At 53.3% G+C, this 25,214-nt stretch carries 22 protein-coding genes and 1 pseudogene; 12 read left to right on the top strand and 11 right to left on the bottom strand.

Going from position 1 to position 25,214, the window contains the following annotated elements; genetic code table 11:
* Positions 1-39 precede the first annotated feature (39 nt).
* Positions 40-1,518 (bottom strand): outer membrane channel protein TolC, encoded by a 1,479-nt coding sequence (gene tolC / locus WC7_RS05785; RefSeq protein WP_137367411.1) that lies wholly within the window; start codon positions 1,516-1,518, stop codon positions 40-42.
* Positions 1,519-1,717: 199 nt separating this feature from the next.
* On the opposite strand from tolC, the gene nudF reads away from it, so the two are divergent.
* From nudF to parE, 5 genes are read left to right on the top strand one after another with little or no spacing between them, the layout of a single operon-like run.
* Entirely contained in the window at positions 1,718-2,350 is a 633-nt protein-coding gene (gene nudF, locus WC7_RS05790) for an ADP-ribose diphosphatase (protein ID WP_016154519.1), read from the top strand.
* Positions 2,347-2,769 (top strand): DUF1249 family protein, encoded by a 423-nt coding sequence (locus tag WC7_RS05795; RefSeq protein ID WP_016154518.1) that lies wholly within the window; start codon positions 2,347-2,349, stop codon positions 2,767-2,769. The genes nudF and WC7_RS05795 overlap by 4 nt, the downstream gene beginning before the upstream one ends.
* A gap of 24 nt (positions 2,770-2,793) precedes the next feature.
* Positions 2,794-3,621, top strand: coding sequence for a 3',5'-cyclic-AMP phosphodiesterase (cpdA, locus tag WC7_RS05800; protein ID WP_016154517.1), 828 nt, complete (start codon positions 2,794-2,796; stop codon positions 3,619-3,621).
* Complete coding sequence (yqiA, locus tag WC7_RS05805; RefSeq protein WP_003024575.1) at positions 3,621-4,202, top strand: esterase YqiA; 582 nt, start codon at positions 3,621-3,623, stop codon at positions 4,200-4,202. The genes cpdA and yqiA overlap by 1 nt, the downstream gene beginning before the upstream one ends.
* Before the next feature lie 28 nt (positions 4,203-4,230).
* Entirely contained in the window at positions 4,231-6,123 is a 1,893-nt protein-coding gene (gene parE, locus WC7_RS05810; protein ID WP_016154516.1) for a DNA topoisomerase IV subunit B, read from the top strand.
* A 100-nt stretch (positions 6,124-6,223) separates the two neighbouring features.
* Here the strand turns inward: parE and WC7_RS05815 are convergent, their stop codons facing one another.
* The 4 genes from WC7_RS05815 to qseB form a co-directional block, all read right to left on the bottom strand.
* A complete protein-coding gene (locus tag WC7_RS05815; RefSeq protein WP_016154515.1) occupies positions 6,224-6,538 on the bottom strand; it encodes a putative quinol monooxygenase in 315 nt (104 codons plus the stop codon).
* Between the two features lie 30 nt (positions 6,539-6,568).
* The gene (locus WC7_RS05820; protein WP_016154514.1) at positions 6,569-7,150 is read right to left on the bottom strand and encodes an NAD(P)H-dependent oxidoreductase; all 582 of its coding nucleotides are present in this window, start codon (positions 7,148-7,150) and stop codon (positions 6,569-6,571) included.
* 109 nt (positions 7,151-7,259) lie between these two features.
* Entirely contained in the window at positions 7,260-8,609 is a 1,350-nt protein-coding gene (gene qseC / locus WC7_RS05825) for a quorum sensing histidine kinase QseC (protein ID WP_016154513.1), read from the bottom strand.
* Positions 8,606-9,265, bottom strand: coding sequence for a quorum sensing response regulator transcription factor QseB (qseB, locus tag WC7_RS05830; RefSeq protein WP_016154512.1), 660 nt, complete (start codon positions 9,263-9,265; stop codon positions 8,606-8,608). The genes qseC and qseB overlap by 4 nt, the downstream gene beginning before the upstream one ends.
* Before the next feature lie 152 nt (positions 9,266-9,417).
* On the opposite strand from qseB, the gene WC7_RS05835 reads away from it, so the two are divergent.
* From WC7_RS05835 to ftsP, 4 genes are all read left to right on the top strand, one after another.
* Complete coding sequence (locus tag WC7_RS05835) at positions 9,418-9,813, top strand: YgiW/YdeI family stress tolerance OB fold protein (protein ID WP_016154511.1); 396 nt, start codon at positions 9,418-9,420, stop codon at positions 9,811-9,813.
* Positions 9,814-9,931: 118 nt separating this feature from the next.
* Positions 9,932-12,190 (top strand): DNA topoisomerase IV subunit A, encoded by a 2,259-nt coding sequence (parC, locus tag WC7_RS05840; RefSeq protein ID WP_016154510.1) that lies wholly within the window; start codon positions 9,932-9,934, stop codon positions 12,188-12,190.
* 195 nt (positions 12,191-12,385) lie between these two features.
* Entirely contained in the window at positions 12,386-13,123 is a 738-nt protein-coding gene (gene plsC, locus WC7_RS05845) for a 1-acylglycerol-3-phosphate O-acyltransferase (RefSeq protein ID WP_016154509.1), read from the top strand.
* Between the two features lie 71 nt (positions 13,124-13,194).
* A complete protein-coding gene (gene ftsP, locus WC7_RS05850) occupies positions 13,195-14,607 on the top strand; it encodes a cell division protein FtsP (RefSeq protein ID WP_016154508.1) in 1,413 nt (470 codons plus the stop codon).
* A 16-nt stretch (positions 14,608-14,623) separates the two neighbouring features.
* On the opposite strand, the gene WC7_RS05855 is transcribed toward ftsP, so the two are convergent.
* Entirely contained in the window at positions 14,624-16,099 is a 1,476-nt protein-coding gene (locus WC7_RS05855; RefSeq protein ID WP_016154507.1) for a TrkH family potassium uptake protein, read from the bottom strand.
* A 199-nt stretch (positions 16,100-16,298) separates the two neighbouring features.
* On the opposite strand from WC7_RS05855, the gene WC7_RS05860 reads away from it, so the two are divergent.
* Positions 16,299-18,470 (top strand): YgiQ family radical SAM protein, encoded by a 2,172-nt coding sequence (locus WC7_RS05860; RefSeq protein WP_003024532.1) that lies wholly within the window; start codon positions 16,299-16,301, stop codon positions 18,468-18,470.
* A gap of 85 nt (positions 18,471-18,555) precedes the next feature.
* Here the strand turns inward: WC7_RS05860 and WC7_RS25955 are convergent.
* From WC7_RS25955 to yqhD, 3 genes and pseudogenes are all read right to left on the bottom strand, one after another.
* Positions 18,556-18,736: pseudogene (locus WC7_RS25955) on the bottom strand (hypothetical protein); the annotation flags it as partial.
* A 48-nt stretch (positions 18,737-18,784) separates the two neighbouring features.
* A complete protein-coding gene (dkgA, locus tag WC7_RS05865) occupies positions 18,785-19,612 on the bottom strand; it encodes a 2,5-didehydrogluconate reductase DkgA (RefSeq protein WP_016154506.1) in 828 nt (275 codons plus the stop codon).
* 298 nt (positions 19,613-19,910) lie between these two features.
* Positions 19,911-21,074, bottom strand: coding sequence for an alcohol dehydrogenase (yqhD, locus tag WC7_RS05870; protein WP_003838168.1), 1,164 nt, complete (start codon positions 21,072-21,074; stop codon positions 19,911-19,913).
* A 193-nt stretch (positions 21,075-21,267) separates the two neighbouring features.
* Between yqhD and WC7_RS05875 the strand changes: the two genes are divergently transcribed.
* On the top strand, positions 21,268-22,167 hold the full coding sequence (locus tag WC7_RS05875) for an AraC family transcriptional regulator (RefSeq protein ID WP_139081516.1): 900 nt from the start codon (positions 21,268-21,270) through the stop codon (positions 22,165-22,167).
* 77 nt (positions 22,168-22,244) lie between these two features.
* On the opposite strand, the gene yghB is transcribed toward WC7_RS05875, so the two are convergent.
* Together yghB and metC are read right to left on the bottom strand one after the other, a co-directional pair.
* Positions 22,245-22,904, bottom strand: coding sequence for a DedA family general envelope maintenance protein YghB (gene yghB, locus WC7_RS05880; protein WP_016154504.1), 660 nt, complete (start codon positions 22,902-22,904; stop codon positions 22,245-22,247).
* 131 nt (positions 22,905-23,035) lie between these two features.
* Complete coding sequence (gene metC, locus WC7_RS05885; RefSeq protein WP_016154503.1) at positions 23,036-24,223, bottom strand: cystathionine beta-lyase; 1,188 nt, start codon at positions 24,221-24,223, stop codon at positions 23,036-23,038.
* Between the two features lie 250 nt (positions 24,224-24,473).
* Between metC and exbB the strand changes: the two genes are divergently transcribed.
* On the top strand, positions 24,474-25,208 hold the full coding sequence (gene exbB, locus WC7_RS05890) for a tol-pal system-associated acyl-CoA thioesterase (RefSeq protein WP_016154502.1): 735 nt from the start codon (positions 24,474-24,476) through the stop codon (positions 25,206-25,208).
* Positions 25,209-25,214: the final 6 nt, after the last annotated feature.

Here is a 25,214-nt window from a genome sequence, read left to right as displayed (position 1 = left end):
GCCTTACGTTCAGACGGGGCCGAAGCCCCGTCATCAGCATCAGTTACGGAACGGGTTGTTACCGTTGCTGCTGGTTGAACGTGCAGCCGTTGGTTGAGCCGCAGGCATATTGCCGTTGCTGTTAAAGTCATTCACAGCGGCATCTTGCTGCGGATTTTGCGGCGCTACGTTATCCGGAGAAGTCGGGATCGGTTTACCCAGCGTATTGTTCAGCGCCACCAGATCCTGCTCGTTCAGCGTACCGAGCGCAGATTTGACGTTAAGCTGGTTGATAAGATAGGTATAACGCGCATTCGCCAGTTGCTGCTTGGCGTTGTACAGCGTGGTGGTGGCATCCAACACATCCACGATGGTACGGGTACCTACGGAATAGCCTGCTTCCATCGCATCTAAAGAGCTTTGGGCAGAGACAACCGCTTGTTTGTACGCGTTAATGCTACTGATAGAAGCATTAATGTTGTTGAACGAAGAACGCACGGTTTGCACCACGCTGCGGTGCGCGCTTTCCAGTTGTTCGCTCGCGCCAACAAAGTTGTACTGCGCTTGTTTCACCTGCGAGTTAACCATCCCGCCCTGGTACAGCGGCAGCGAGAAGTTCAGACCAATTTTGTTCTGGCCCATGTTGCTGTCGTCGTACTGGGAGGTGTTGGTTTTCGACCCGCTGTAGGAGGTGTCAGAAACGCCGGTAGAGGCGGTCAAACCCAGCGTCGGTAAGTGACCATCCTGCGCCAGACGAATCTGTTCACGCGCCAGATCCTGGCTCAAACGCGCCTGCAATAATGAGAGGTTGCGGTTTTCTGCTTCTTTCAGCAGCGCGTTCACCGCCTGCGGTTTGTTGGTTTTAAAGCCATCAACGTTCAGCGAAGCCAGTTCCGGGTAGTAGTTACCGGTCACCTGGCGCAGCTGTTCTACCGCGTTGTCCAGATTATTACGCGCGGTAACTTCGTTCGCCAGCACGGTGTCGTATTGTGAACGGGCGTTCTGTACGTCAGTGATGGCGACCAGGCCCACGTTAAAACGCTGCGTGGTCTGATCTAACTGACGATAGACCGCATCTTTCTGTGCCTGAGTGTAAGACAGCACGTCAATCGCGTTCAGTACGTTAAAATAAGCGGTAGCGGTATTCAGGATCAGCGTTTGCTGATCGGTCTGATACGTTACGTCCTGGATGCCTGCTGCTTTTTCTTGCAGCGTCAGGGCACGCCATTTAGACATGTCGAACAGCGTCTGAGTCAATTGTAATGACGCGCTGGTTGCGTTGGAGTTGACGCCATTTGCATCACGGTAGCCATTGCTGTAGGTGTAATCGGCACCTAAACCTAGTTGCGGCAGTAATGGGCTACGCGCTTCGTTAATTTTTTCGAATGCAGCATCGCGATCGGCGGCGGATTTACGCAATTCCGGGTTGCTCAGGCGTGCTTGCTGATAAACCTGCATCAGGTTTTCTGCCTGGCTCAAAGTAGTGAACCCCGACAGGCTCAGGCCGATAAGGATGGGGAGCAATTTCTTCATTTGCATTCCTTGTTGTGAAGCAGTATTTAGCGCTGATCAAATTGTAAAAATATTTGCTGATTCTAGCAGAATCCGCCACTTCAAAAAGTTGGCGTTACGTGCCATACGGCGTTAATTTGCATCAATTTAACACAAGGGCGTTCAAACATCAGTCAAACGACCTTGAAATTCACATTTTAATCACTATTGGTTTCAGGACAGCACAATGCGTAAACCAGACAACTTGCCAATGACTTTCACTAAAAATGATGTAGAAATTATTGCACGAGAAACGCTATACCGCGGTTTTTTTTCACTGGATCTTTATCGGTTCCGCCATCGCCTGTTTAACGGTGGTATGAGCGGTGAGGTAAAGCGCGAAATTTTTGAGCGCGGACACGCGGCAGTCTTGCTACCCTTTGACCCTGAGCGGGACGAAGTTGTTCTGGTCGAGCAGATCCGTATCGCGGCGTTTGATACCAGCGAAAGCCCGTGGCTCCTGGAAATGGTGGCTGGAATGATTGAAGAGGGCGAAACCGTTGAGGATGTGGCTCGTCGTGAAGCGATGGAAGAGGCCGGGCTGGAAGTTAAACGTACCAAGCCCGTTCTGAGCTATCTGGCAAGCCCTGGCGGCACCAGTGAGCGCCTGTCTATTTTAGTTGGCGAAGTGGACGCCACGACCGCGAGCGGGATCCACGGTCTGGCTGATGAAAACGAAGATATTCGTGTTCATGTGGTGAGCCGGGAGCAGGCTTATCAATGGGTTGAAGAGGGGAAAATCGACAACGCGGCTTCTGTCATCGCCTTGCAATGGTTACAGCTGCACTATCAAGAGTTAAAAACTGAGTGGAAAAAATGAAGCGTTACACACCTGACTTCCCTGAAATGATGCGCCTGTGCGAAACCAACTATTCGCAATTGCGCCGTCTGCTGCCGCGTAATGACGCAGCCGATGAAACAGTGAGCTATCAGGTCGCAAACGCACAATATCGGTTAACGATCGTTGAATCGACCCGATACACTACGCTTGTCGCGATCGAACAAACGGCACCCGCGGTCACTTACTGGAGCCTGCCGTCATTGACAGTCCGCCTGTATCATGACGCGAGGGTGGCCGAAGTGTGTTCGAGTCAGCAGATCTTTCGCTTCAAAGCGCGGTATGATTATCCAAATAAAAAGTTGCATCAACGCGACGAAAAGCATCAAATTAATCAGTTTCTGGCCGACTGGTTACGGTACTGTTTAGCACATGGAGCGATGGCGATTCCGGTTTATTAGCGTCGTGAAACCTAAGGACACCATTTGGAAAGCCTGTTAACCCTTCCTTTGGCTGGTGAGGCCAGAGTCAGGATCTTACAAATTACAGACACTCACCTGTTTGCCGAAAAGCATGAAACGCTGCTGGGTGTAAACACCTGGGACAGCTATCAATCCGTACTGGATGCAATACATGCAGAGTCACCTGAATACGACCTGATCGTCGCGACTGGTGATTTGGCGCAGGACCAATCCGCTGCGGCCTATCAGCATTTTGCTGAGGGCATCGCAAGCTTTCGTGCGCCCTGCGTTTGGCTACCGGGCAATCACGATTTTCAGCCGGCAATGTACAGCGCGCTACAGGACGCGGGGATCTCACCCGCTAAACGCGTCTTTATTGGTGAACAGTGGCAAATCCTGTTGCTGGACAGCCAGGTGTTCGGCGTTCCCCACGGTGAATTAAGCGAATTTCAGCTCGAATGGCTGGAACGTAAACTTGCCGATGCGCCTGAGCGCAATACTTTGCTGCTTCTGCATCATCATCCTCTGCCAGCAGGTTGTAGCTGGCTCGATCAGCATAGCCTGCGTAATGCCGCAGAGCTGGATAACGTGCTGGTGAATTATCCTCGTGCCAAGTATTTGTTGTGTGGGCATATTCATCAGGAACTGGATTTGGACTGGAACGGACGCCGCCTGCTGGCGACGCCGTCGACCTGTGTGCAGTTTAAGCCACACTGTTCCAACTTCACGTTAGATACCATCAGCCCAGGCTGGCGGACGCTGGAGCTTTTTGCTGACGGGACGTTGCAGACTCAGGTGCGCCGTCTGCAGGGTAATCGGTTCCACCCTGATACCGCTTCAGAAGGCTACTGATGTCTACGCTTCTTTATCTTCACGGATTTAATAGTTCTCCTCGTTCGGCGAAGGCATGTTTGCTGAAAAACTGGCTGGCGGAGCATCATCCGCACGTTGAGATGATCGTACCCCAGTTGCCACCGTATCCGGCCCAGGCCGCAGAGATGCTGGAATCGATCATTCTCGAACATGGCGGAGAGTCGCTGGGAATTGTCGGTTCCTCGCTGGGAGGCTATTACGCCACCTGGCTGTCGCAATGTTTTATGCTGCCCGCGGTGGTGGTGAACCCTGCTGTCCGACCTTATGAACTGCTGGTCGACTATCTCGGTCAAAACGAGAACCCCTACACGGGGCAGCAATATGTGCTAGAGTCACGCCATATTTACGATCTTAAAGTCATGCAGATTGACCCGCTGGAAGCGCCGGATTTGATCTGGCTGCTTCAACAAACGGGCGATGAAGTGTTGGACTACCGCCAGGCGGTGGCGTATTACGCCTCCTGCCGCCAGACAGTTATTGAGGGCGGAAACCACGCATTCACGGGCTTCGAAGATTATTTCAACCCGATTGTCGATTTCCTTGGACTGCACAGTTTCTGACGATCAATTCGAATTGCTTATTTAAACCATGACGCAAACTTATAACGCTGATGCCATTGAGGTACTCACTGGGCTTGAGCCGGTACGCCGTCGCCCGGGGATGTACACCGATACAACCCGTCCGAACCATCTTGGACAGGAAGTGATTGATAACAGTGTGGATGAAGCACTGGCGGGCCACGCAAAACGCGTGGACGTGATTTTACATGCCGACCAGTCTCTGGAAGTTATTGATGATGGCCGCGGCATGCCGGTAGACATTCACCCTGAAGAGGGCGTTCCGGCGGTAGAGCTGATCCTCTGTCGTCTGCACGCAGGCGGTAAGTTCTCCAACAAAAACTATCAGTTCTCTGGTGGTTTACATGGGGTGGGGATCTCCGTGGTCAACGCCCTGTCGAAGCGTGTGGAAGTGAACGTGCGCCGTGACGGGCAGGTGTACAACATCGCGTTTGAGAACGGCGATAAGGTGCAAGATTTACAGGTTGTCGGTACCTGCGGTAAACGCAATACCGGAACCAGCGTGCACTTCTGGCCGGATGACAGCTTCTTTGACAGCCCACGTTTTTCCGTTTCGCGCTTAACGCACGTACTGAAAGCCAAAGCGGTGCTGTGCCCAGGCGTTGAGATCACCTTTAAGGATGAGGTCAATAACAGTGAACAGCGCTGGTGCTACCAGGATGGCCTGAATGACTATCTGAGCGAAGCGGTGAATGGCTTGCCGACGCTGCCGGAAAAACCGTTTATCGGTAATTTCAGCGGTGAAACAGAAACCGTGGACTGGGCGCTGCTCTGGCTGCCGGAAGGCGGCGAGCTGCTGACTGAAAGCTATGTGAACCTGATCCCCACCATGCAGGGCGGTACGCACGTTAACGGCCTGCGTCAGGGTCTGCTGGATGCAATGCGCGAGTTCTGTGAATACCGCAATATTCTGCCGCGTGGCGTGAAGCTGTCGGCGGAAGACATCTGGGATCGCTGTGCTTACGTGCTGTCGGTAAAAATGCAGGATCCGCAGTTTGCCGGACAAACCAAAGAGCGCCTCTCTTCGCGGCAGTGCGCGGCATTCGTCTCTGGCGTGGTGAAAGATGCTTTCAGCCTGTGGCTGAACCAGAACGTGCAATCAGCCGAACTGCTGGCTGAGATGGCGATTTCCAGCGCCCAGCGTCGTCTGCGGGCCGCGAAAAAAGTGGTGCGTAAGAAGTTGACCAGCGGTCCGGCGTTGCCGGGGAAACTGGCGGACTGTACCGCGCAGGATCTTAATCGCACCGAACTGTTCCTCGTCGAAGGTGACTCGGCGGGCGGATCGGCGAAACAGGCGCGCGATCGTGAATATCAGGCGATCATGCCGCTGAAAGGTAAGATCCTCAACACCTGGGAAGTCTCTTCCGATGAAGTGTTGGCTTCGCAGGAAGTTCACGATATTTCGGTGGCGATCGGCATCGATCCGGACAGTGATGATCTGAGCCAGCTGCGCTACGGTAAGATCTGTATTCTGGCGGATGCGGATTCCGATGGTTTGCACATCGCCACGCTGCTGTGCGCGCTGTTTGTGAAACACTTCCGTACGCTGGTGAAACACGGTCACGTCTATGTGGCGCTGCCGCCGTTATACCGTATCGACCTCGGTAAAGAGGTGTATTACGCGCTGACGGAAGAAGAGAAAGCGGGCGTGCTGGAGCAGTTAAAACGCAAGAAAGGCAAGCCGAACGTGCAGCGCTTTAAAGGTCTGGGTGAAATGAACCCGATGCAGCTGCGTGAAACCACGCTGGATCCGAACACCCGCCGCCTGGTGCAGCTCATCATCGATGACGAAGACGATCAGCGTACCAACGCAATGATGGATATGCTGCTGGCCAAGAAGCGTTCTGAAGATCGCCGTAACTGGTTGCAGGAGAAAGGCGACCTGGCGGATCTCGAAGGGTAATTGACTGTGAATGCCTGGTGGCGCTGGGCTTACCAGGCCTAAGGATTGCAATATAAGCCGGATACGTCTGTTTATGGCGTTATCCGGCAAATCGACAATCTTAAATGCCAGACTCCAGAATACGAATACTCATGTCCAGCACGTCGCCTTTCACGGCTTCGCTATAGGCTTTCATATGCGGTGTCTGCAAATGCGCTTCAAGATGCGCAATGCTTTCCCACTGTTCAACCATCACGATTGAGTCCGGGGCTGTGGTCTGAAAACTGACGCCAGCAGCATGATCGACCATCGGCGCGTAGCCGTGGCAGCCTTCTTCTTTCAATACGGTTGGAACGATTTTAGCGAATTGATCCAGTACCGCCTGGCGGTGATGTTGACCTGGACGTGTACGGATTTCTGCAATAACGGTAAGCATGGTTAACTCCTTCTAATTCCAGGTTACCAGTTAACCAAAAATTTCGCTCAGATGCTTGCGATATTCTGCGATATAACGCGGGACGTCCGGCATTTTAATCACGTCATTGGTGATAAAGGTCGGCAGCGCTTCCATTCCCAGGAACTGGTTTGCTTTATGGAACGGGAGATAAACGCCATCAACGCCAACGCCATGGAAGAACTGATCTTTTTCAGTAAAAGCTTCCATCGGTGCGTTCCAGGTCAGTGACAGCATGTATTTTTTGCCCTGAATCAGCCCACCGGAGCCGTATTTTTTAGACGCATCTGAACGCGTGCGACCATCGCTGGCGTACAGCGTACCGTGACCTTCGGTAAACACGTCATCAATGTATTTTTTCACGGTCCACGGCGCACCCATCCACCAGCCAGGCATTTGCCAGATAACCACATCGGCCCAGACGAAGTTCTGTACTTCATCAGAAATGTCATAGTCGCTGTCGGCGCGCACGATTTTAACATCATGCCCGAGGTCGCGCAGAAGGCCATCCGCGACCTCGGTCAGGGTGTCGTTTAACTGACCGTTGGAGTGGGCGAATTTTTTCGCACCATTGATAATCAGAATGTTGCTCATTTTGTGTCCTCAGGGAAATACGTTTGAAGACGATTTTACCCCTACCAGCGACGCGGTGAAATTAGCAAAATGTGCAAAGTCTTTTGCTATTTGAGCAATAATAACGCAATTACCAACTGACCTTCGCTTCAAAGCCACCTTGCGGAGCGTTGCCAAACGAGGCTGACATTCCATGCAATATTGCGATACGGCGGACAATCGATAGGCCGAGACCGCTGCCGGTCACGCTTTGTCCCGGTGGACGATAAAAGCGTTCCCCGATGTGCGTCAGGACCTCTGGCGCAACGCCAGGACCATTATCCTTGACGCTAAAATTACGGGCGTTGAGCGTCACTTCCACAATGCTACCCCGCGGGCTGTAGCGGATCGCATTATCCAGCAGATTTCGTATCATCAGGCTCAGCAACAGCGGCTGTCCTGTGCGCATGATGTTATGCGCGTTAATCTGCAAACGCACGTCGATGTGCGCCTGCTGGGCTGGATGGTAGATATCCATCACCGCGGATTGCAAAAGCTCCTCCAGCGAGATTTCCGCCACATCCTGAAGATTGTCGAGGGAGTCGAGGCGTGAAAGTGTCAGTAACTGATCGACCAGTCGGGTGGCGCGTTCAATTCCCGCATGCAACTGTACCAGCGCTTTTTCCCGCGTTTGCGGGTCGTCGTCTGACAGTTGCACCACTTCTGTTTGTACTTTCAGCGCGGTCAACGGGCTGCGCAGCTCGTGGGCAGCATCAGAAGTGAAGCGCCGTTCGCGGACCATCATGGAATGGGTGCGGGTAAACAACTGATTGAGCGATTCAACCAACGGGCGTACTTCGCTTGGCACACCTTTCGGGTCGAGCGGCTCCTCCGATTCCGGTGAGCGCCAGCGCAGAGCCTGCGCCAGTTTTTTCAGCGGCCTGAGTTCACGGCTAATCATGACCACCAGGATTAGCAACATCAGCGGCAGCGCAATCAACCACGGTGTTAACTGGGCGGTGACGATCGACAGCGCCATATCCTCTCGATACTCCCACTCCTGGCCTACCACAATGCGGTATTTGCCGTCAGCGGAATTCAGCCACAGAAAACGCCATGCGTCGTTGTCCCCCTTGAGTTGGCCATCGGTAAAGCCTTCGCGGGTGTAGCTGTAGGGAATGTCCTGGCCGTTGTCGCCATCGTGCAATACCATTTTGCCGTCGATGGTGAAGATGGCAAACGTCAGCGCGTCGTCATCAATATGGCCGTGCTTGAGCTTCTTCGGCGTGCGAGCCATATTGCTTGAGGTGGTGACGTCGCTGATATCCAGCGTGCTGAGCCGCTTGGCGAACAACATCAGTTGGGTATCAAACAGCTCATCGACATTATCGGTGGTCTGCTTCCAGGCTACAAAGCTCGAAACGGCCCAGGTTGCTGATGCCAGAATCAGAAAAATAAGCGTTAGCCTGACGCGCAGGCTGAGGCGTTGTGTGAGTTTCATGCGTCACCCAGGGTGTAGCCAATGCCATGCACGGTACGGATAAAGTCGCTGCCGAGCTTACGGCGTAAGTGATGGACGTGTACCTCAATCGCATTGCTGGAGACGTTTTCGTCCCAGGTATACAGTTTTTCTTCAATCAGTTTGCGGGGCAGGACGCGACCCTTATTGCGCATCAGCAGTTCCAGTAGAGCGAACTCTTTGGGTTTGAGAGACAAAGGCTCATCTGCCGCCGTGGCAACCAGCGCACCGGGATCGAGCGTCACCTGGCCATGGCGCAATATGTTGCTCGCCTGGCCGCTGGCACGGCGCACCAGTGCCTCCAGTCTGGCGGCAACTTCGATCAGCGCAAAGGGTTTGCACAGATAGTCATCCGCGCCGAGACGCAGACCCTCAACGCGTTCCGCCAGCGCGTCGCGAGCGGTCAGAATCAGCACTGGCTCCTGCTTCCCGTTGGCTCGCCATTCGCGCAAGATGTCCCGTCCGTCGATTCCTGGCAGCGTCAGGTCGAGGATCACCGCATCATAAGGGGCGCTGTAGAGCGCTTCTTTCCCCTGGCGACCCTCGGTAAACCAGTCGATGCTGAAACCCATTTTACTCAGACCTGTTTTCAGGCCGTCGCCGATCAATGTGTCATCTTCGATCAGTAAAATACGCATATGTTCTTCCCTGCAGCCGCTCTCATTAGCGTCAGTAAACCTTGCGACTACAGCCTCTGTACAGCAAAAAAAGTATCTTTTTTTGCCTTAAGAACTTGTTAAGGATTAACTTATTTAATAGTCGTAAACCAAAATGAAAGGGAGACATGACGATGAAAAAATTAGCTGCAATGGTTGCCGTAATGGCACTGTGTTCCGCACCTGTTCTGGCAGCGCAGCAGGGCGGTTTCTCTGGACCGACAACCACCACGCAAAGCCAAAATGGCGGATTTGTCGGCCCGAATGGTAGCAGCGCGACGGTAGAAAGCGCCAAATCACTGCGTGATGACACTTGGGTTACCCTGCGCGGGAACATCGTTGAGCGTATTTCCGACGACCTGTATGTGTTTAAAGATGCGACCGGCACGGTGAATGTGGATATCGACCACAAGCGCTGGAACGGCGTAACCGTCACACCGCAGGATGTGGTTGAAATCCAGGGTGAAGTGGATAAAGACTGGAACTCCGTTGAAATCGACGTGAAACAGATTACCAAAGTTGCCAAATAATCCCCATCAGGGCCGCACTCGTGGCCCTTTTCTTTGTGACTCAACACGCCAGATAGGGTAGTATCTGCGGCAATATTGCCCTTCAATAGAGGGGTACAAAGTTGAGGAACCACGATTAATGAGCGATATGGCAGAGCGCCTGGCGCTGCATGAATTCACGGAAACCGCCTATCTGAACTACTCCATGTACGTCATCATGGACAGGGCGTTGCCGTTTATTGGCGATGGTTTGAAACCCGTTCAGCGTCGCATCGTGTACGCGATGTCCGAACTGGGGCTGAATGCCAGCGCCAAATTTAAAAAATCCGCCCGTACCGTCGGTGACGTACTGGGTAAATACCACCCACACGGCGACAGCGCTTGTTATGAAGCGATGGTGCTGATGGCGCAGCCGTTCTCTTACCGTTATCCGCTGGTCGACGGGCAGGGGAACTGGGGGGCGCCGGACGATCCGAAATCCTTCGCGGCGATGCGTTATACCGAATCCCGCCTGTCTAAATATGCGGAAGTTCTGCTGGGTGAACTTGGCCAGGGAACGTCGGACTGGGTGCCAAACTTCGACGGCACCATGCAGGAGCCGAAGATGCTGCCTGCGCGTCTGCCAAATATTCTGTTGAACGGCACGACCGGTATTGCCGTTGGTATGGCGACGGACATTCCGCCGCATAACCTGCGTGAAGTGGCGAAAGCGGCGATTACCCTGATTGAGCAACCGAAAACAACGCTGGATCAGTTGCTGGACATCGTGCAGGGGCCGGATTACCCGACCGAAGCGGAGATCATTACCTCGCGGTCGGAGATTCGTAAGATTTACGAAAACGGACGCGGCTCCGTACGTATGCGCGCGGTATGGACGAAAGAAGACGGCGCGGTGGTGATTTCCGCACTGCCGCATCAGGTTTCCGGGGCAAAAGTGCTGGAGCAGATCGCCGCTCAAATGCGCAATAAAAAGCTGCCGATGGTAGACGACCTGCGCGACGAATCGGATCACGAAAACCCGACCCGTCTGGTGATTGTCCCGCGCTCCAATCGTGTGGATATGGAGCAGGTGATGAACCATCTGTTTGCCACCACCGATCTGGAAAAAAGCTACCGCATCAATCTGAATATGATCGGTCTTGATGGTCGTCCGGCGGTGAAAAATCTGCTGGAGATCCTCACCGAATGGCTGGCGTTTCGCCGCGATACCGTACGTCGTCGCCTGAACTATCGTCTGGAAAAAGTGCTTAAACGCCTGCATATCCTTGAAGGTTTGCTGGTGGCGTTCCTCAACATTGACGAAGTGATCGAAATTATTCGTCATGAGGATGAACCTAAGCCCGAGCTGATGTCGCGGTTTGGCATTTCTGAAACCCAGGCTGAAGCCATTCTTGAGCTGAAATTGCGCCACCTTGCCAAACTCGAAGAGATGAAAATCCGCGGCGAGCAGGATGAGCTGGCGAAAGAGCGCGATCAACTGCAAGGCATTCTGGCTTCTGAGCGTAAAATGAGTAACCTGCTGAAGAAAGAGCTGCAGGCTGATGCCGAGGCCTATGGCGACGAACGCCGCTCTCCGCTGCAGGAACGTGAAGAAGCGAAGGCGATGAGCGAGCACGACATGCTGCCGTCAGAGCCAGTGACCATTGTGCTGTCTCAGAGTGGTTGGGTGCGTAGCGCGAAAGGCCACGACATTGATGCGCCGGGATTAAGCTATAAAGCGGGCGACAGCTTTAAGTCTGCGGTGAAGGGTAAGAGCAACCAGCCAGTGGTGTTCGTGGACTCGACCGGACGCAGCTACGCCATCGACCCGATTACGCTGCCGTCGGCGCGTGGACAGGGTGAACCGCTGACCGGGAAGCTCACGCTGCCGCCGGGCGCGACGGTTGAGCACATGCTGATGGAAGGCGACGATCAGAAACTGCTGATGGCATCCGATGCGGGTTACGGTTTCGTCTGCACCTTTAACGACCTGGTAGCTCGTAACCGTGCTGGTAAGGCATTGATTACGCTGCCAGAAAATGCGCGCGTTATGCCGCCGGTTGTGATTGAAGATGAAACCGATATGCTGCTGGCAATCACCCAGGCCGGTCGCATGTTGATGTTCCCGGTAAGCGATTTACCGCAATTGTCAAAAGGCAAAGGGAACAAGATTATCAATATCCCTTCAGCGGAAGCGGCGAAAGGTGAAGATGGCCTGGCGCAGCTCTACGTGCTGCCGCCACAAAGCACGCTGACTATCCACGTCGGTAAGCGCAAAATTAAACTGCGTCCTGAAGAGTTGCAGAAAGTGACCGGCGAGCGTGGCCGTCGCGGTACACTAATGCGTGGTCTGCAGCGTATCGATCGCATTGACATTGACTCGCCTCGACGCGCCAGTCATGGCGACAGTGAAGAATAACTCTACCGTCCGGCTCTCCCTGTTTTAGCCCGGGGAGAGCCAAGGTTAAAAATTCCCGTGAAACCGTTGTTTATTCGTGCGTTGCGATTAACAATACGCTTTTCCAGAGAGCCGCCCTTAACAAAGCCCTAACCTGATACTGCGTGATGAATCAGGTGACGTAAAATGCCAGGCTCTTAGGCCTCAGAGGTTGTTATGCTATATATTTTTCGTTTAATCATTACTGTTATTTACTGCGTTCTGGTCTGTATTTTCGGTTGCATATACTGTTTGTTCAGCCCACGAAATCCAAAACACGTCGCAACGTTCGGTCATATGTTTGGCCGCCTGGCTCCCCTTTATGGCCTGAAGGTTGAGTGCCGTATGCCGGCAGACGCGCAGAACTATGGTAATGCTATCTATATTTGTAATCATCAGAACAACTATGACATGGTTACCGCTGCGAATATCGTTCAGCCGCCGACGGTGACGGTAGGTAAAAAAAGCCTGTTGTGGATCCCATTCTTCGGGCTGCTGTACTGGTTAACCGGCAACCTGCTGATTGACAGAAACAACCGTACCAAAGCGCACAGCACCATTGCGGCGGTGGTGAATCATTTCAAAAAACGTCGTATTTCTATCTGGATGTTCCCGGAAGGAACGCGCAGCCGTGGTCGCGGTCTGCTGCCGTTTAAAACCGGCGCGTTTCATGCGGCGATTGCGGCGGGTGTCCCGGTTATTCCGGTGTGCGTTTCAACTACCTCGAACAAGATAAAACTCAACCGACTCAATAATGGTCTGGCGATTGTAGAGATGTTGCCACCGGTAGATATTAGCCATTTTGGGAAAGATCAGGTTCGTGAACTGGCAGCGCATTGCCGTACGCTGATGGAACAAAAAATCGCAGAACTCGATAAAGAAGTTGCTGAGCGGGAAGCCGCCGGTAAGGTTTAATCCGCGCAATTCGGGTTTGTTACAGGAAAAGATTTCCTGCGTGTTAATCGCCAGTTTTTCATGGAGTTTATATGTCATTCAGTCGGCGTCAGTTCATTCAGGCATCGGGGATCGCACTGTGTGCAGGTGCTGTTCCGCTGAAGGCTAATGCTGCCGGTCAGCAACAACCGTTACCCGTACCTCCGCTGCTGGAGTCCCGTCGGGGGCAGCCGTTATTTATGACGCTGCAACGCGCCCACTGGTCCTTCACGCAAGGCACGCGCGCACCTGTCTGGGGGATTAACGGTCGCTACCTGGGACCGACGATCCGCGTCTGGAAAGGGGATGACGTCAAACTTATCTACAGCAACCGTCTGACTGAAAATGTCTCGATGACTGTCGCCGGATTACAGGTGCCAGGCCCGCTGATGGGCGGCCCGGCGCGCATGATGTCCCCTAATGCAGACTGGGCACCTGTGCTGCCGATTCGTCAGAATGCCGCTACGCTGTGGTATCACGCCAATACGCCAAATCGTACTGCCCAGCAGGTTTATAACGGTCTTGCCGGAATGTGGCTGATTGAAGATGAAGTGAGTAAATCACTGTCTATTCCCAACCACTACGGCGTGGATGATTTTCCGATCATTATCCAGGACAAGCGTCTGGACAACTTTGGTACGCCGGAATATAGCGAACCCGGCAGCGGTGGTTTTGTCGGTGATACCCTGCTGGTCAACGGGGCGCAAAGCCCGTATGTCGAAGTCTCTCGCGGCTGGGTGCGTTTGCGTTTGCTGAACGCTTCAAACTCACGTCGTTACCAGTTGCAAATGAGCGATGGCCGCGCGCTGCATGTGATTTCCAGCGATCAGGGCTTTTTACCTGCGCCCGTTTCGGTGAAGCAGCTCTCACTGGCGCCTGGCGAGCGCCGTGAGATCCTGGTGGATATGACTAACGGAAATGAGGTCTCTATCACCTGTGGTGAGGCGGCCAGCATTGTCGACAGGATCCGCGGATTCTTTGAGCCTTCCAGTATTCTCATCTCCACGCTGGTATTGACGCTGCGCCCGACCGGTCTCCTGCCGCTGGTGACCGACAGTCTGCCAATGCGCCTGCTGCCAACGGAAATCCTCAGTGGTTCACCGATTCGCAGCCGTGATATCAGTCTGGATGACGATCCCGGCATCAACGGTCAGCTGTGGGACGTCAACCGCATGGATATTACCGCTCAGCAGGGCTCCTGGGAGCGCTGGACGGTACGAGCGGATATGCCTCAGTCTTTCCATATCGAAGGCGTCTCGTTCCTGATCCGTAATGTGAATGGCGCAATGCCGTTCCCGGAAGACCGGGGCTGGAAAGATACCGTCTGGGTCGACGGCCAGGTTGAATTACTGGTCTACTACGGACAACCTTCCTGGGCTCATTTCCCGTTCTACTTTAACAGTCAGACGCTGGAAATGGCGGATCGTGGCTCGATCGGACAGATGTTGGTGAACCCGGCGCCGTAATGCGCCGGAGTTTCCGTTACGCCCGCCAGAACATGCGCGAGAACAGGATCAGAATGGGGTAAATCTCCAGACGCCCCATGATCATGGCCGCGCACATCAGAAGTTTTGCCTCCTCGTTTAAGGTGCCAAACGTCGTTGCGGTGATGCCAAATCCCAGCCCCATGTTATTGATGCAGGCGGCAACGGTGGCGAAAGAGGAGAAGAGATCGTAGCCCATCAGATTGAGCGCCCAGATAAAAAAGCTGGTAAATAAAACGTAGAGAAAGAAAAAGCTCCATACCGAACGCACTACTCGGTCGCTTACCACGTTATTGCCCACTTTGATATTCAGCAGGGCGCGAGGATGCGCGAGCTGATGTAACTCCTGACGGCATTGCTTGAACATAATCAAAAAACGCAGCACCTTAATCCCCCCGCAGGTCGAGCCGACACAACCGCCGAAGAAACTGGCGCTGAGCAGCATGAATATCGTGTGCGAAGGCCACTGCGCATAATCCGCCGTCGACAGGCCATTATCTGTCAGCATGGAGCTGGCCAGAAAAAAGGCATGCACCAGGCTGTCCGTTATCCCGTACATACCCGCCCGCCAGACCTGCCAGGTGGCGATCAAGGTGACAACCAGCGCAATAAGCAGAAAGAAACGCAGCTCGGCATTACGACGAAAGGGCTTAAAGGTACGTTTCACAATAGCTACGTACCAGAGGGTGAAGTTAAACGCAGACAGCAGTGAAAACAGTCCGGCGACTAACTCAATAGCGTGGCTGTTATAAAAGCCGATGCTCTCGCTACGGGTAGAAAATCCGCCGAGAGAGACCGTCGACAGCCCGTGGCATAAGGCATCGAAAAACGACATCCCGGCAACCCAGTAGGCCAGAGTACAAATAAGGCCCAGAATGACGTAGGTCAGCCACAGCGTACGTGCGGTATCAGCAAGCCTTGGCGTGAGGCGTTCTTCTTTAAAGGGACCTGGCATTTCAGACTGATACAGCTTCATACCACCAATACCCAGCAGGGGTAATACCGCCACGGCAAGGACAATAACCCCCAGGCCGCCAATAAAATTGAGCTGAGCCCGATAGTACAGATACGATTTCGGCAAGGCGCTGACGTCGTCAATCACCGTAGCGCCAGTGGTGGTTATCCCGGAAACCCCTTCGAACAGGGCATCGGCAAAGGAGAGATTTAAGCCATCGTCCATCCACATCGGCATGGCGCTGATAAACGAAAACAGCAGCCAGAACAGGACGATGATGACAAAGCCATCCCGGGTTCGTAGTTGAATTCCTGCATGTTTGGTTGCCAGCCACGCTCCACCGCCGAGGGTAAAGAACGTCATAAATGTGCTGAAAAAGGCGAAAAAGCTCCGCTCTTTATTTAACAGAGCAATGGCCATCGGCGGCAGCATGGAGAAGCTGTAGAGAAGAACCAGAAATCCGCACAGGTGAACAACTACCCGTAACTGGGAAATATGCAGTGAATCGTTGAGTCGCAATGAAAAATCCCCCGCCGAAAAAGAGTTATCTCAGCTGGCCGGCATGGTGTTAATTATGAATGATAAAAATGGGCGTCGTAAAATTTAACAATTTAAATCACTTTCTACTTGTCTGACTCAGACTCCACTTCATTTCTTGCCGACATACAGCGTATAATCCCCGGCCTTTGATTATTTTTTTACCATTTTTGGAAGCACTATGAGCGCAATATCCCTGATCCAGCCGGACAGAGACCTTTTCTCCTGGCCGCAGTACTGGGCTGCCTGTTTTGGCCCGGCACCATTTTTGCCGATGTCACGCGACGAAATGGACCAACTTGGCTGGGATAGCTGCGACATCATTCTGGTTACCGGCGATGCATACGTCGATCATCCCAGCTTTGGCATGGCAATTTGCGGCCGTATGCTGGAAGCGCAGGGCTTTCGTGTTGGGATTATCGCCCAGCCGGAGTGGAACAACAAAGACGATTTTATGCGTTTGGGTAAACCGAACCTGTTCTTTGGTGTAACCGCGGGCAACATGGATTCGATGATCAACCGTTATACCGCCGATCGCCGACTGCGCCATGACGATGCTTATACGCCAGACAACGTGGCGGGCAAACGCCCGGACCGCGCGACGCTGGTCTATACCCAGCGCTGTAAGGAAGCATGGAAAGATGTGCCGGTTATTCTCGGCGGTATTGAGGCCAGCCTGCGCCGTACCGCGCACTACGACTACTGGTCTGATACCGTTCGTCGCTCCGTGCTGGTGGATTCAAAAGCCGACATGCTGATGTTCGGTAACGGCGAACGTCCGCTGGTGGAAGTGGCGCATCGTCTGGCGATGGGTGAAACTATCGATCAGATCCGCGACGTGCGTAACACCGCGATTATGGTTAAAGAAGCGCTGCCGGGCTGGAGTGGGGTGGATTCCACGCGTCTCGACACGCCGGGCAAAATTGACCCGATCCCGCATCCATACGGCGAGGATTTGCCGTGTGCCGACAACAAACCTGTCGCACCGAAAAAGCAGGAAGCGAAAGCGGTAACCGTACAGCCGCCGCGCCCGAAACCGTGGGAAAAAACCTACGTGCTGCTGCCGTCCTTCGAAAAAGTGAAGGGCGATAAAGTGCTGTATGCACATGCGTCGCGTATCCTGCACCACGAAACCAACCCAGGCTGTGCGCGTGCGCTGATGCAAAAGCATGGCGATCGCTACATCTGGATCAACCCGCCAGCCATTCCGCTCTCTACCGAAGAAATGGACAGCGTCTTTGCGCTGCCGTACAAGCGCGTGCCGCATCCGGCGTATGGCGACAGCCGCATTCCGGCCTATGAGATGATCCGTTTCTCGATCAACATTATGCGTGGCTGTTTTGGCGGCTGCTCGTTCTGTTCGATCACCGAGCACGAAGGCCGCATTATCCAGAGCCGCTCTGAAGACTCGATCATCAATGAAATCGAAGCTATTCGCGACACCGTACCGGGCTTTACCGGCGTGATTTCCGATCTCGGCGGCCCAACGGCGAACATGTATATGCTGCGCTGTAAGTCACCGCGTGCGGAGCAAACCTGCCGTCGTTTGTCATGCGTCTACCCGGATATCTGTCCGCATATGGATACCAACCACGAGCCGACGATTAACCTCTATCGCCGTGCGCGTGATTTGAAAGGCATTAAAAAGATCCTTATCGCTTCAGGTGTGCGCTATGACATCGCGGTTGAAGATCCGCGCTATATCAAAGAGCTGGCGACCCACCACGTGGGCGGCTATCTGAAGATTGCGCCAGAGCATACTGAAGAAGGCCCGCTGTCGAAGATGATGAAGCCGGGGATGGGCAGCTACGATCGCTTTAAGGAATTGTTCGACACCTACTCTAAACAGGCCGGTAAAGAGCAGTACCTGATCCCGTACTTTATTTCTGCGCATCCTGGGACGCGTGACGAGGATATGGTGAATCTGGCGCTGTGGCTGAAGCAACGTCGTTTCCGTCTGGATCAGGTGCAGAACTTCTATCCATCACCATTGGCGAACTCCACAACCATGTATTACACCGGGAAAAACCCGCTGGGTAAAATTGGTTACAAGAGTGAAGACGTGGTGGTGCCGAAAGGTGATAAACAGCGTCGTCTGCATAAAGCGCTGCTGCGTTACCACGACCCAGCCAACTGGCCGTTAATCCGCCAGGCGCTGGAAGATATGGGGAAAAAGCATCTGATCGGTGGTCGTCGCGAATGTCTGGTTCCGGCGCCTACGCTGGAAGAGATGCGCGAAGCGCGTCGCCAGAACCGTCATACCCGTCCGGCGTTGACCAAGCACACGCCTGTGGCGCATCAGCGCCAGACGCCCGCCGCGAACAAAAAACGTGGGAAAGTAGCTGGGCGCTAATCTGTCTTGCCCGGGAGTGAAATGTTTACCGGGCCTGAAAGACCGTCGGCCGGATAAGGTGCCATCTGGCAGAAGTGCTCAGTAATTATGCCTCACGAATTCTGGCCGCTAATGCGGCCAGTTTTGCATCATCCGCCCGTTCATGATCGTGTGACGACAGATATCCTTCATACTGCTCGAAAAATTGGTTCTGCTGCGATTCAATCGGCTTCCAGTGGGGCAGATCGCATGGGACTCAATTAGCTGTGCACGTGGTCTACGCCGAAATTCAAATCAGTAAAGGCCCGACGAGAGGTCGGGCAGGAGAGAAGGGGTTAACCGCCGAACTGGTCCGGGTCTGGTCCCAGACGTTTGCCCTGATCGAGCTTTGCGATTTCGCCTAATTCATCTTTATCCAGGCGGAAGTCCCAGACGTTAAAGTTTTCTGCGATACGCGCAGGGGTGACTGATTTCGGAATAACCACCAGGCCGCTATCCAGATGCCAGCGGATGACAATCTGCGCCGGTGATTTGCCATATTTCTCCGCGAGATCGCGGATGATCTTTTGATCAAAGACGTCTTTGCCGCCCTGCGCCAGCGGGCTCCAGGATTCGGTCTGGATTTTATGCGTTGCGTTCCAGGCGTGCAGTTGGCGCTGTTGCATAAGCGGGTGAAGTTCTATCTGGTTAATCACCGGTGGTACGCCGGTTTCATCCATCAGTCGCTGGAGATGATTGATCTGAAAGTTACACACGCCGATGCTCTTAATCAGCCCTTCTTTTTGCAGATCGATCATGCTTTCCCACGCTTCAACGTAGTGGTCGATCGCCGGAACCGGCCAGTGCATCAGATAAAGATCGAGGTAATCGAGCTGGAGTTTCTCCATGCTTTCGAGCAAGGCTTCCCGAGGGCGTTTCTGGTCATCATTCCATAGCTTGGTGGTGATGAATAACTCTTCCCGCGGTACGCCCGCATCGCGTATTGCTTTGCCGACACCTTCTTCGTTTTTGTACGCCGCAGCGGTATCAATTGAGCGATACCCCACTTCCAGCGCTTTATGAATGGCAGTGATGACCTCTTCATTACTTGCCTTCCAGACCCCCAGGCCCAGCTGCGGCATGACGTTACCATCCTGTAGTTTAATAATGGTTGGACCGGTCATAATTCCTCCCCTGAATTGAGTTTACCGAGGCAAGCCCCGGTAAGTTAGGTGTGACTTAAGTCTGGCCTATCCTCGTCATACTTCAAGCTGCATATGCGTTGGCTTTATTACGCGGCCCATCCATGAGCCTCACCCTTTCAGGTCCGCTGCAAGCAGCGCTCAAATCTGCTCCCGGCAGGTCACCCCCAGTCACTGACTTATGTAAGCTCCTAGGAGATTCTCTCCTTTGCCGCCTTTATGCAACTCGAATTATTTAGAATATAAATACCCAAAAATGAAAGGCGGAGGTGAAAAAAACTTAGCGGGCAGCTTCGTAAATCCGACGGCTGACCTCGAGCGTAATGTCCTGATGTTCGCCCAGTTTTGTACCGCCGTGCGCTTGCAGTTTTTCCAGTAGCGCCGGGATGGAGCTACCGTCCAGGCCGTAGTCAGACAGACGAGTCGGTACGCCCATTTGTTCGAAGAAAGCGCGGGTTGCGGCAATAGCGGCGTCGATGCGTTGGTCATCGGAACCTTCAGTGATATTCCAGATACGCTCTGCGTATTGCAACAGTTTGGCACGTTTGGTATCGCGTTTTTCATTCCACAGCGCTGGCAGAACGATCGCCAATGTTTGAGCATGATCCAGACCGTGCATTGCGGTCAGTTCGTGGCCCAGCATATGCGTTGCCCAGTCTTGTGGTACGCCTGCGCCAATCAGACCGTTCAGCGCCTGGGTTGCCGCCCACATAACGTTCGCACGCACGTTGTAATTTTCCGGCTCCTGCAATGCTTTCGGGCCTTCTTCTACCAGCGTAAGCAGAATACCTTCAGCAAAGCGATCCTGAATTTTCCCGTCTACCGGATAAGTCACATACTGCTCAACGGTATGTACGAAGGCATCTACGACGCCGTTCGCAACCTGACGCGGCGGCAGGGTATAGGTGTAAACCGGATCCAGCACGGCGAATACCGGCTGCACAAATGGGGTCATAAAGGCCAGCTTATCGCCGGTGGTTTTACGCGAAATGACCGCGCCGGAGTTAGATTCAGAGCCGGTTGCTGGCAGGGTTAATACGGAGCCCATCGGGATAGCGCTTGTTACGTCGTTGCCGTGGGTTTCCAGAATGCGCCATGGATCGATGCCGTCAGCGTATTGTGCCGCAGCCGCGATGAATTTGGTGCCATCCAGCACCGAACCGCCGCCTACCGCCAGCAGGAACGTCACTTTCTCATCACGCACGATTTTTACCGCGTTCATCAGCGTTTCATAAGACGGGTTCGGCTCAATACCGCCAAACTCCAGCACGTCCAGGCCTTTCAGCGCATCCTGAACCTGTGCCAGGACACCGGTTTTTTTCACGCTACCGCCGCCATAGGTAACCAATACGCGAGCATCCTGAGGGATTTGATCGCGCAGCTCAGCAATCGCACCTTTACCAAACAGAATGCGGGTTGGGGTATGGAGATTAAAGTTGTTCATTGCTCGTTCCCTTATGTGGGTAAAAAAGAGGGCAGGAGAGTGTCTGCCGGATGATGAACATTGTGGTCGTCAGCCGCGCTGCTCTCAATGCTCATTTCTGCCGATGTCTTGCCCATTTCTACAGACTGCTGGAGAAAACGGATAAATCTGCGCATTATGTCAGGGTTGCAAACCGATGATGAAATGGTGCTCTATGAACCGTGATGAGATCTGCCTTCTGCTGACAGAAAAAATTAAGCAGCTGAAAAACAATGAAAATAAACTCAGCGAACTGCTGCCAGATGTCCGCCTGCTGCACGGCACTGAGCCGGCAGCGCGTACACCGGTAATGTATCAGCCAGGAATCATATTTCTCTTTTCGGGACATAAAATTGGTTATATCAATGAACGTGTATTTCGTTATGACGCCAACGAATACCTGTTGCTAACCGTACCGTTACCCTTTGAATGTGAAACGTATGCAACGCCGGAGGTTCCCCTGGCCGGTATCTACCTGAATGTCGATATTCTGCAATTGCAGGAGCTGTTGATGGACATTGGGGAAGATGAGCTGTTCCAGCCCGCCATGGCGGCCAGCGGGATCAACTCCGCGACGCTTTCTGACGAAATACTGTGCGCCGCTGAGCGCCTGCTGGATGTGATGGAGCGACCGCTGGATGCGCGTATTCTGGGGAAACAGATTATTCGCGAGATCCTCTACCATGTGCTGACCGGGCCGCGCGGCGGCGCATTACTGGCGCTGGTTAGCCGCCAGACGCATTTCAGTTTGATAAGCCGTGTGCTAAAGCGCATTGAAACCAAATACACCGAAAATCTCAATGTCGAACAGCTGGCGGCAGAAGCGAATATGAGCGTGTCGGCGTTTCATCATAATTTTAAAGCGGTGACCAGCACGTCGCCGCTGCAATACCTGAAGAGCTATCGTCTGCATAAAGCACGGATGATGATGATCCACGACGGGATGAAGGCCAGTGCGGCTGCCATGCGCGTCGGCTATGAGAGCGCATCGCAATTCAGTCGGGAATTCAAACGTTTCTTTGGCGTAACGCCGGGGGAGGATGCGGCCAGAATTCGAATGATGCAGGGGAGTTAAACTTGCTCAGCGCTGGCCTGATAAGCGAAACGTCATCAGGCGAAAATGCCGGGGGAACCCCGGCCTACGGTTAATACTCAGGCGCTACAGTATTTTTTTTTAATCACGACAAACAGGGTTCCCAACAGACCCGCGGTTAACAGGGCAATCGGCAGGATCATTAAAAAGGTCATCACCTGATCTTCATGGCGTTTGACGAACGGGATCATGCTCAGCGCATAGCCAAAGCCGGTGACGACGGTGACCCACAGCAGACCGCTCAGCCAGTTAAAAAACTGGAACCGACGGTTTGGCAGGCCCGAAATTCCCGCCATTGTTGGCAGCAAGGTACGAACGAATGCCAGGAAACGCCCAGCCAGCAGTGCCATCAGCCCGTGTTGGTCAAACATGCAGGTAGCGCGCTGATGATATTTATCAGGTAATTGCGCCAGCCAGCCTTTTACCGTCCGTGTGTTGCCCAGCCAGCGTCCCTGAATGTAGCTCAGCCAGCAGCCCAGACTGGCTGCGGCAGTCAGAATAGCTATGGTAGGTATAAAACTCATCACGTCCTGAGCGATCAGCGCCCCTGCCAGCAATAACAGGCTGTCTCCGGGTAAAAAGGAGGCAGGCAGCAGGCCATTTTCTAAAAACAGTGTGGCGAACATTACGAAGTACACCACGCTTACAACGTGCGGATCCGCCAACGCGGCAAAATCGTGTTGCCAAAGCGCGGAGACAATATCTTGAATGACTACCATGGACTTTCCTGTGGAACAGCGTTTATGTGTGGATTGTACTCCTGAATTGTCCGGGATGCCTTGATCCCGGACGCAACAATTGCAGACTTTTCCACCAGAAGTGTCTGCATATATGTCCATCTATGGCAATTTTACTCGATTCGGGCAAATCCTGCGGCCAAATCAGCAATCAGATCGTCAACATTCTCTAAACCGATATGCAAACGGATGAGCGTTCCACTAAAGTCCACCTCGCCTTGGGGACGGATTGCCGCAATGTGTTCCGGCTGATTAGCGAGAATCAGCGACTCAAAACCGCCCCAGGAGTAGGCCATGCTGAACAGGCTGAAGTGGTCCAGATACGCGGCCAGCTCTTCATGATTTAGTTTCTTATTCAATACAAATGAGAACAGTCCGCTGCTGCCGGTGAAATCACGCTTCCAGAATTCGTGGCCTCTACTGCCGGGCAGCGCGGGGTGGTTCACGCGGGCGACCTGCGGATGACTGGCCAGCCACTCTGCGACCTTTAAGCTGCTTTCATGATGTTGGCGCAGGCGAACGCTTAGCGTACGCAGTCCGCGGCTGGTCATATAGGCGGTATCGGCGTCCAGCATTTGCCCCATCAGATAGGCATTTTCGCGCAGTTGATCCCAGCAACGGGCATTAGCTACCGCAGTGCCGACCATGGCGTCGGAATGGCCAATCAGATATTTGGTGCCAGCCTGAATAGAAATATCGATGCCAAAATCCAGCGCTTTGAACAGCACCCCGGCAGCCCAGGTGTTATCAATTATGATGATCGCATCCGGCACGACGCTTCTGACGGCGGCAACAATAGCAGGAACATCATGTACTTCCATGGTGACAGAGCCGGGAGATTCCAGAAATACGACTTTAGTGTTCGGCTGTATGTGCTTCACAATATCGGCACCAACCAGCGGATCGAACCATCCGGTGGACACGCCGAGTTTGCCGAGAATTTTGGTGCAGAAATCCTGGCTGGGTTCATAGGCGGTGTTGGTCATCAGCACATGATCCCCTTGTTCCACAAAGGCGAGGATAGTGTTGGCAACGGCCGCCGCGCCGCAGGGGAACAATGCGCAACCCGCGCCGCCTTCCAGTTCACACATTGCCTCTTGCAGGGAAAAATGCGTCAGGGTTCCGCGACGTCCATAGAAAAGCGCACCGTTAGCACGGTTGTGCGTAGCCTGCTTTTTGGCCTCTACGGTGTCAAACACTAGCGAAGAAGCGCGCTGGATCACGCTATTTACCGCGCCCAGCGTGTACTTTTTACTGCGTCCTGCGTGAACGAGTTTGGTTTCAAGTTGCTTATCTGCCATGTCGTCTTACCTGTTTTTATACGTCTGGATGTCTAAACTACCATGAATCAAAGATGACGCATCCTGCAGAACGGTCATACAGTAGAAAATAATCTCAAAATGCTTCTGGTGACTTTTTTACTGCGTAAGCGCAAGGAAAAGAAACCAAAGGTGCGGCAATATGTAAATAGTAATGAGAACGACTATCAATTCGACGTCGTTTTGATATCATTACGCTCAGATTTTGTGATTTGCGTCCTGGAGATACAGAGTGGGTAATAATTTGATGCAGACGGATCTTTCCGTCTGGGGTATGTATCAGCACGCCGATATCGTGGTTAAGTGCGTGATGATTGGGCTGATTTTGGCATCAGTGGTCACCTGGGCTATCTTCTTTAGTAAGAGCCTTGAGTTCTTTACTCAGAAACGCCGCCTTAAGCGTGAACAGCAACTGCTGGCGGACGCCCGCTCTTTAGACCAGGCAAATGAGATTGCTGCAGGATTTGATGGCAAAAGCCTGGGCGCACAGTTGATTTACGAAGCGCAGAACGAACTGGAATTGTCAGAAGGCAGCGACGACAACGAAGGTATTAAAGAGCGTACCGGCTTCCGTCTGGAGCGTCGTGTGGCGGCGGTAGGTCGTCATATGGGACGTGGTAACGGCTACCTGGCCACCATCGGGGCTATCTCTCCATTTGTGGGTCTGTTCGGTACCGTATGGGGCATCATGAATAGCTTCATCGGGATTGCACAAACCCAAACGACCAACCTGGCCGTTGTTGCGCCGGGTATCGCAGAAGCACTGTTAGCGACGGCGATCGGTCTGGTCGCGGCAATTCCTGCGGTCGTTATCTACAACATTTTCGCACGTCAGATTGGCAGCTATAAAGCGATGCTGGGCGATGTCGCGGCACAGGTGCTGTTGCTGCAAAGTCGCGATCTGGACCTGAACGCTAGCGCTTCTGCCCATCCGGTACGTGCAGCGCAGAAATTACGTGTAGGATAATGTTCC

The sequence above is a fragment of the Citrobacter sp. KTE151 genome, assembly GCF_000398845.1.
Taxonomy (GTDB): domain Bacteria; phylum Pseudomonadota; class Gammaproteobacteria; order Enterobacterales; family Enterobacteriaceae; genus Citrobacter; species Citrobacter braakii.
The sequence above is the reverse complement of the archived record's forward strand: the minus strand, read 5'-3'. Positions and strand labels throughout refer to the sequence as shown.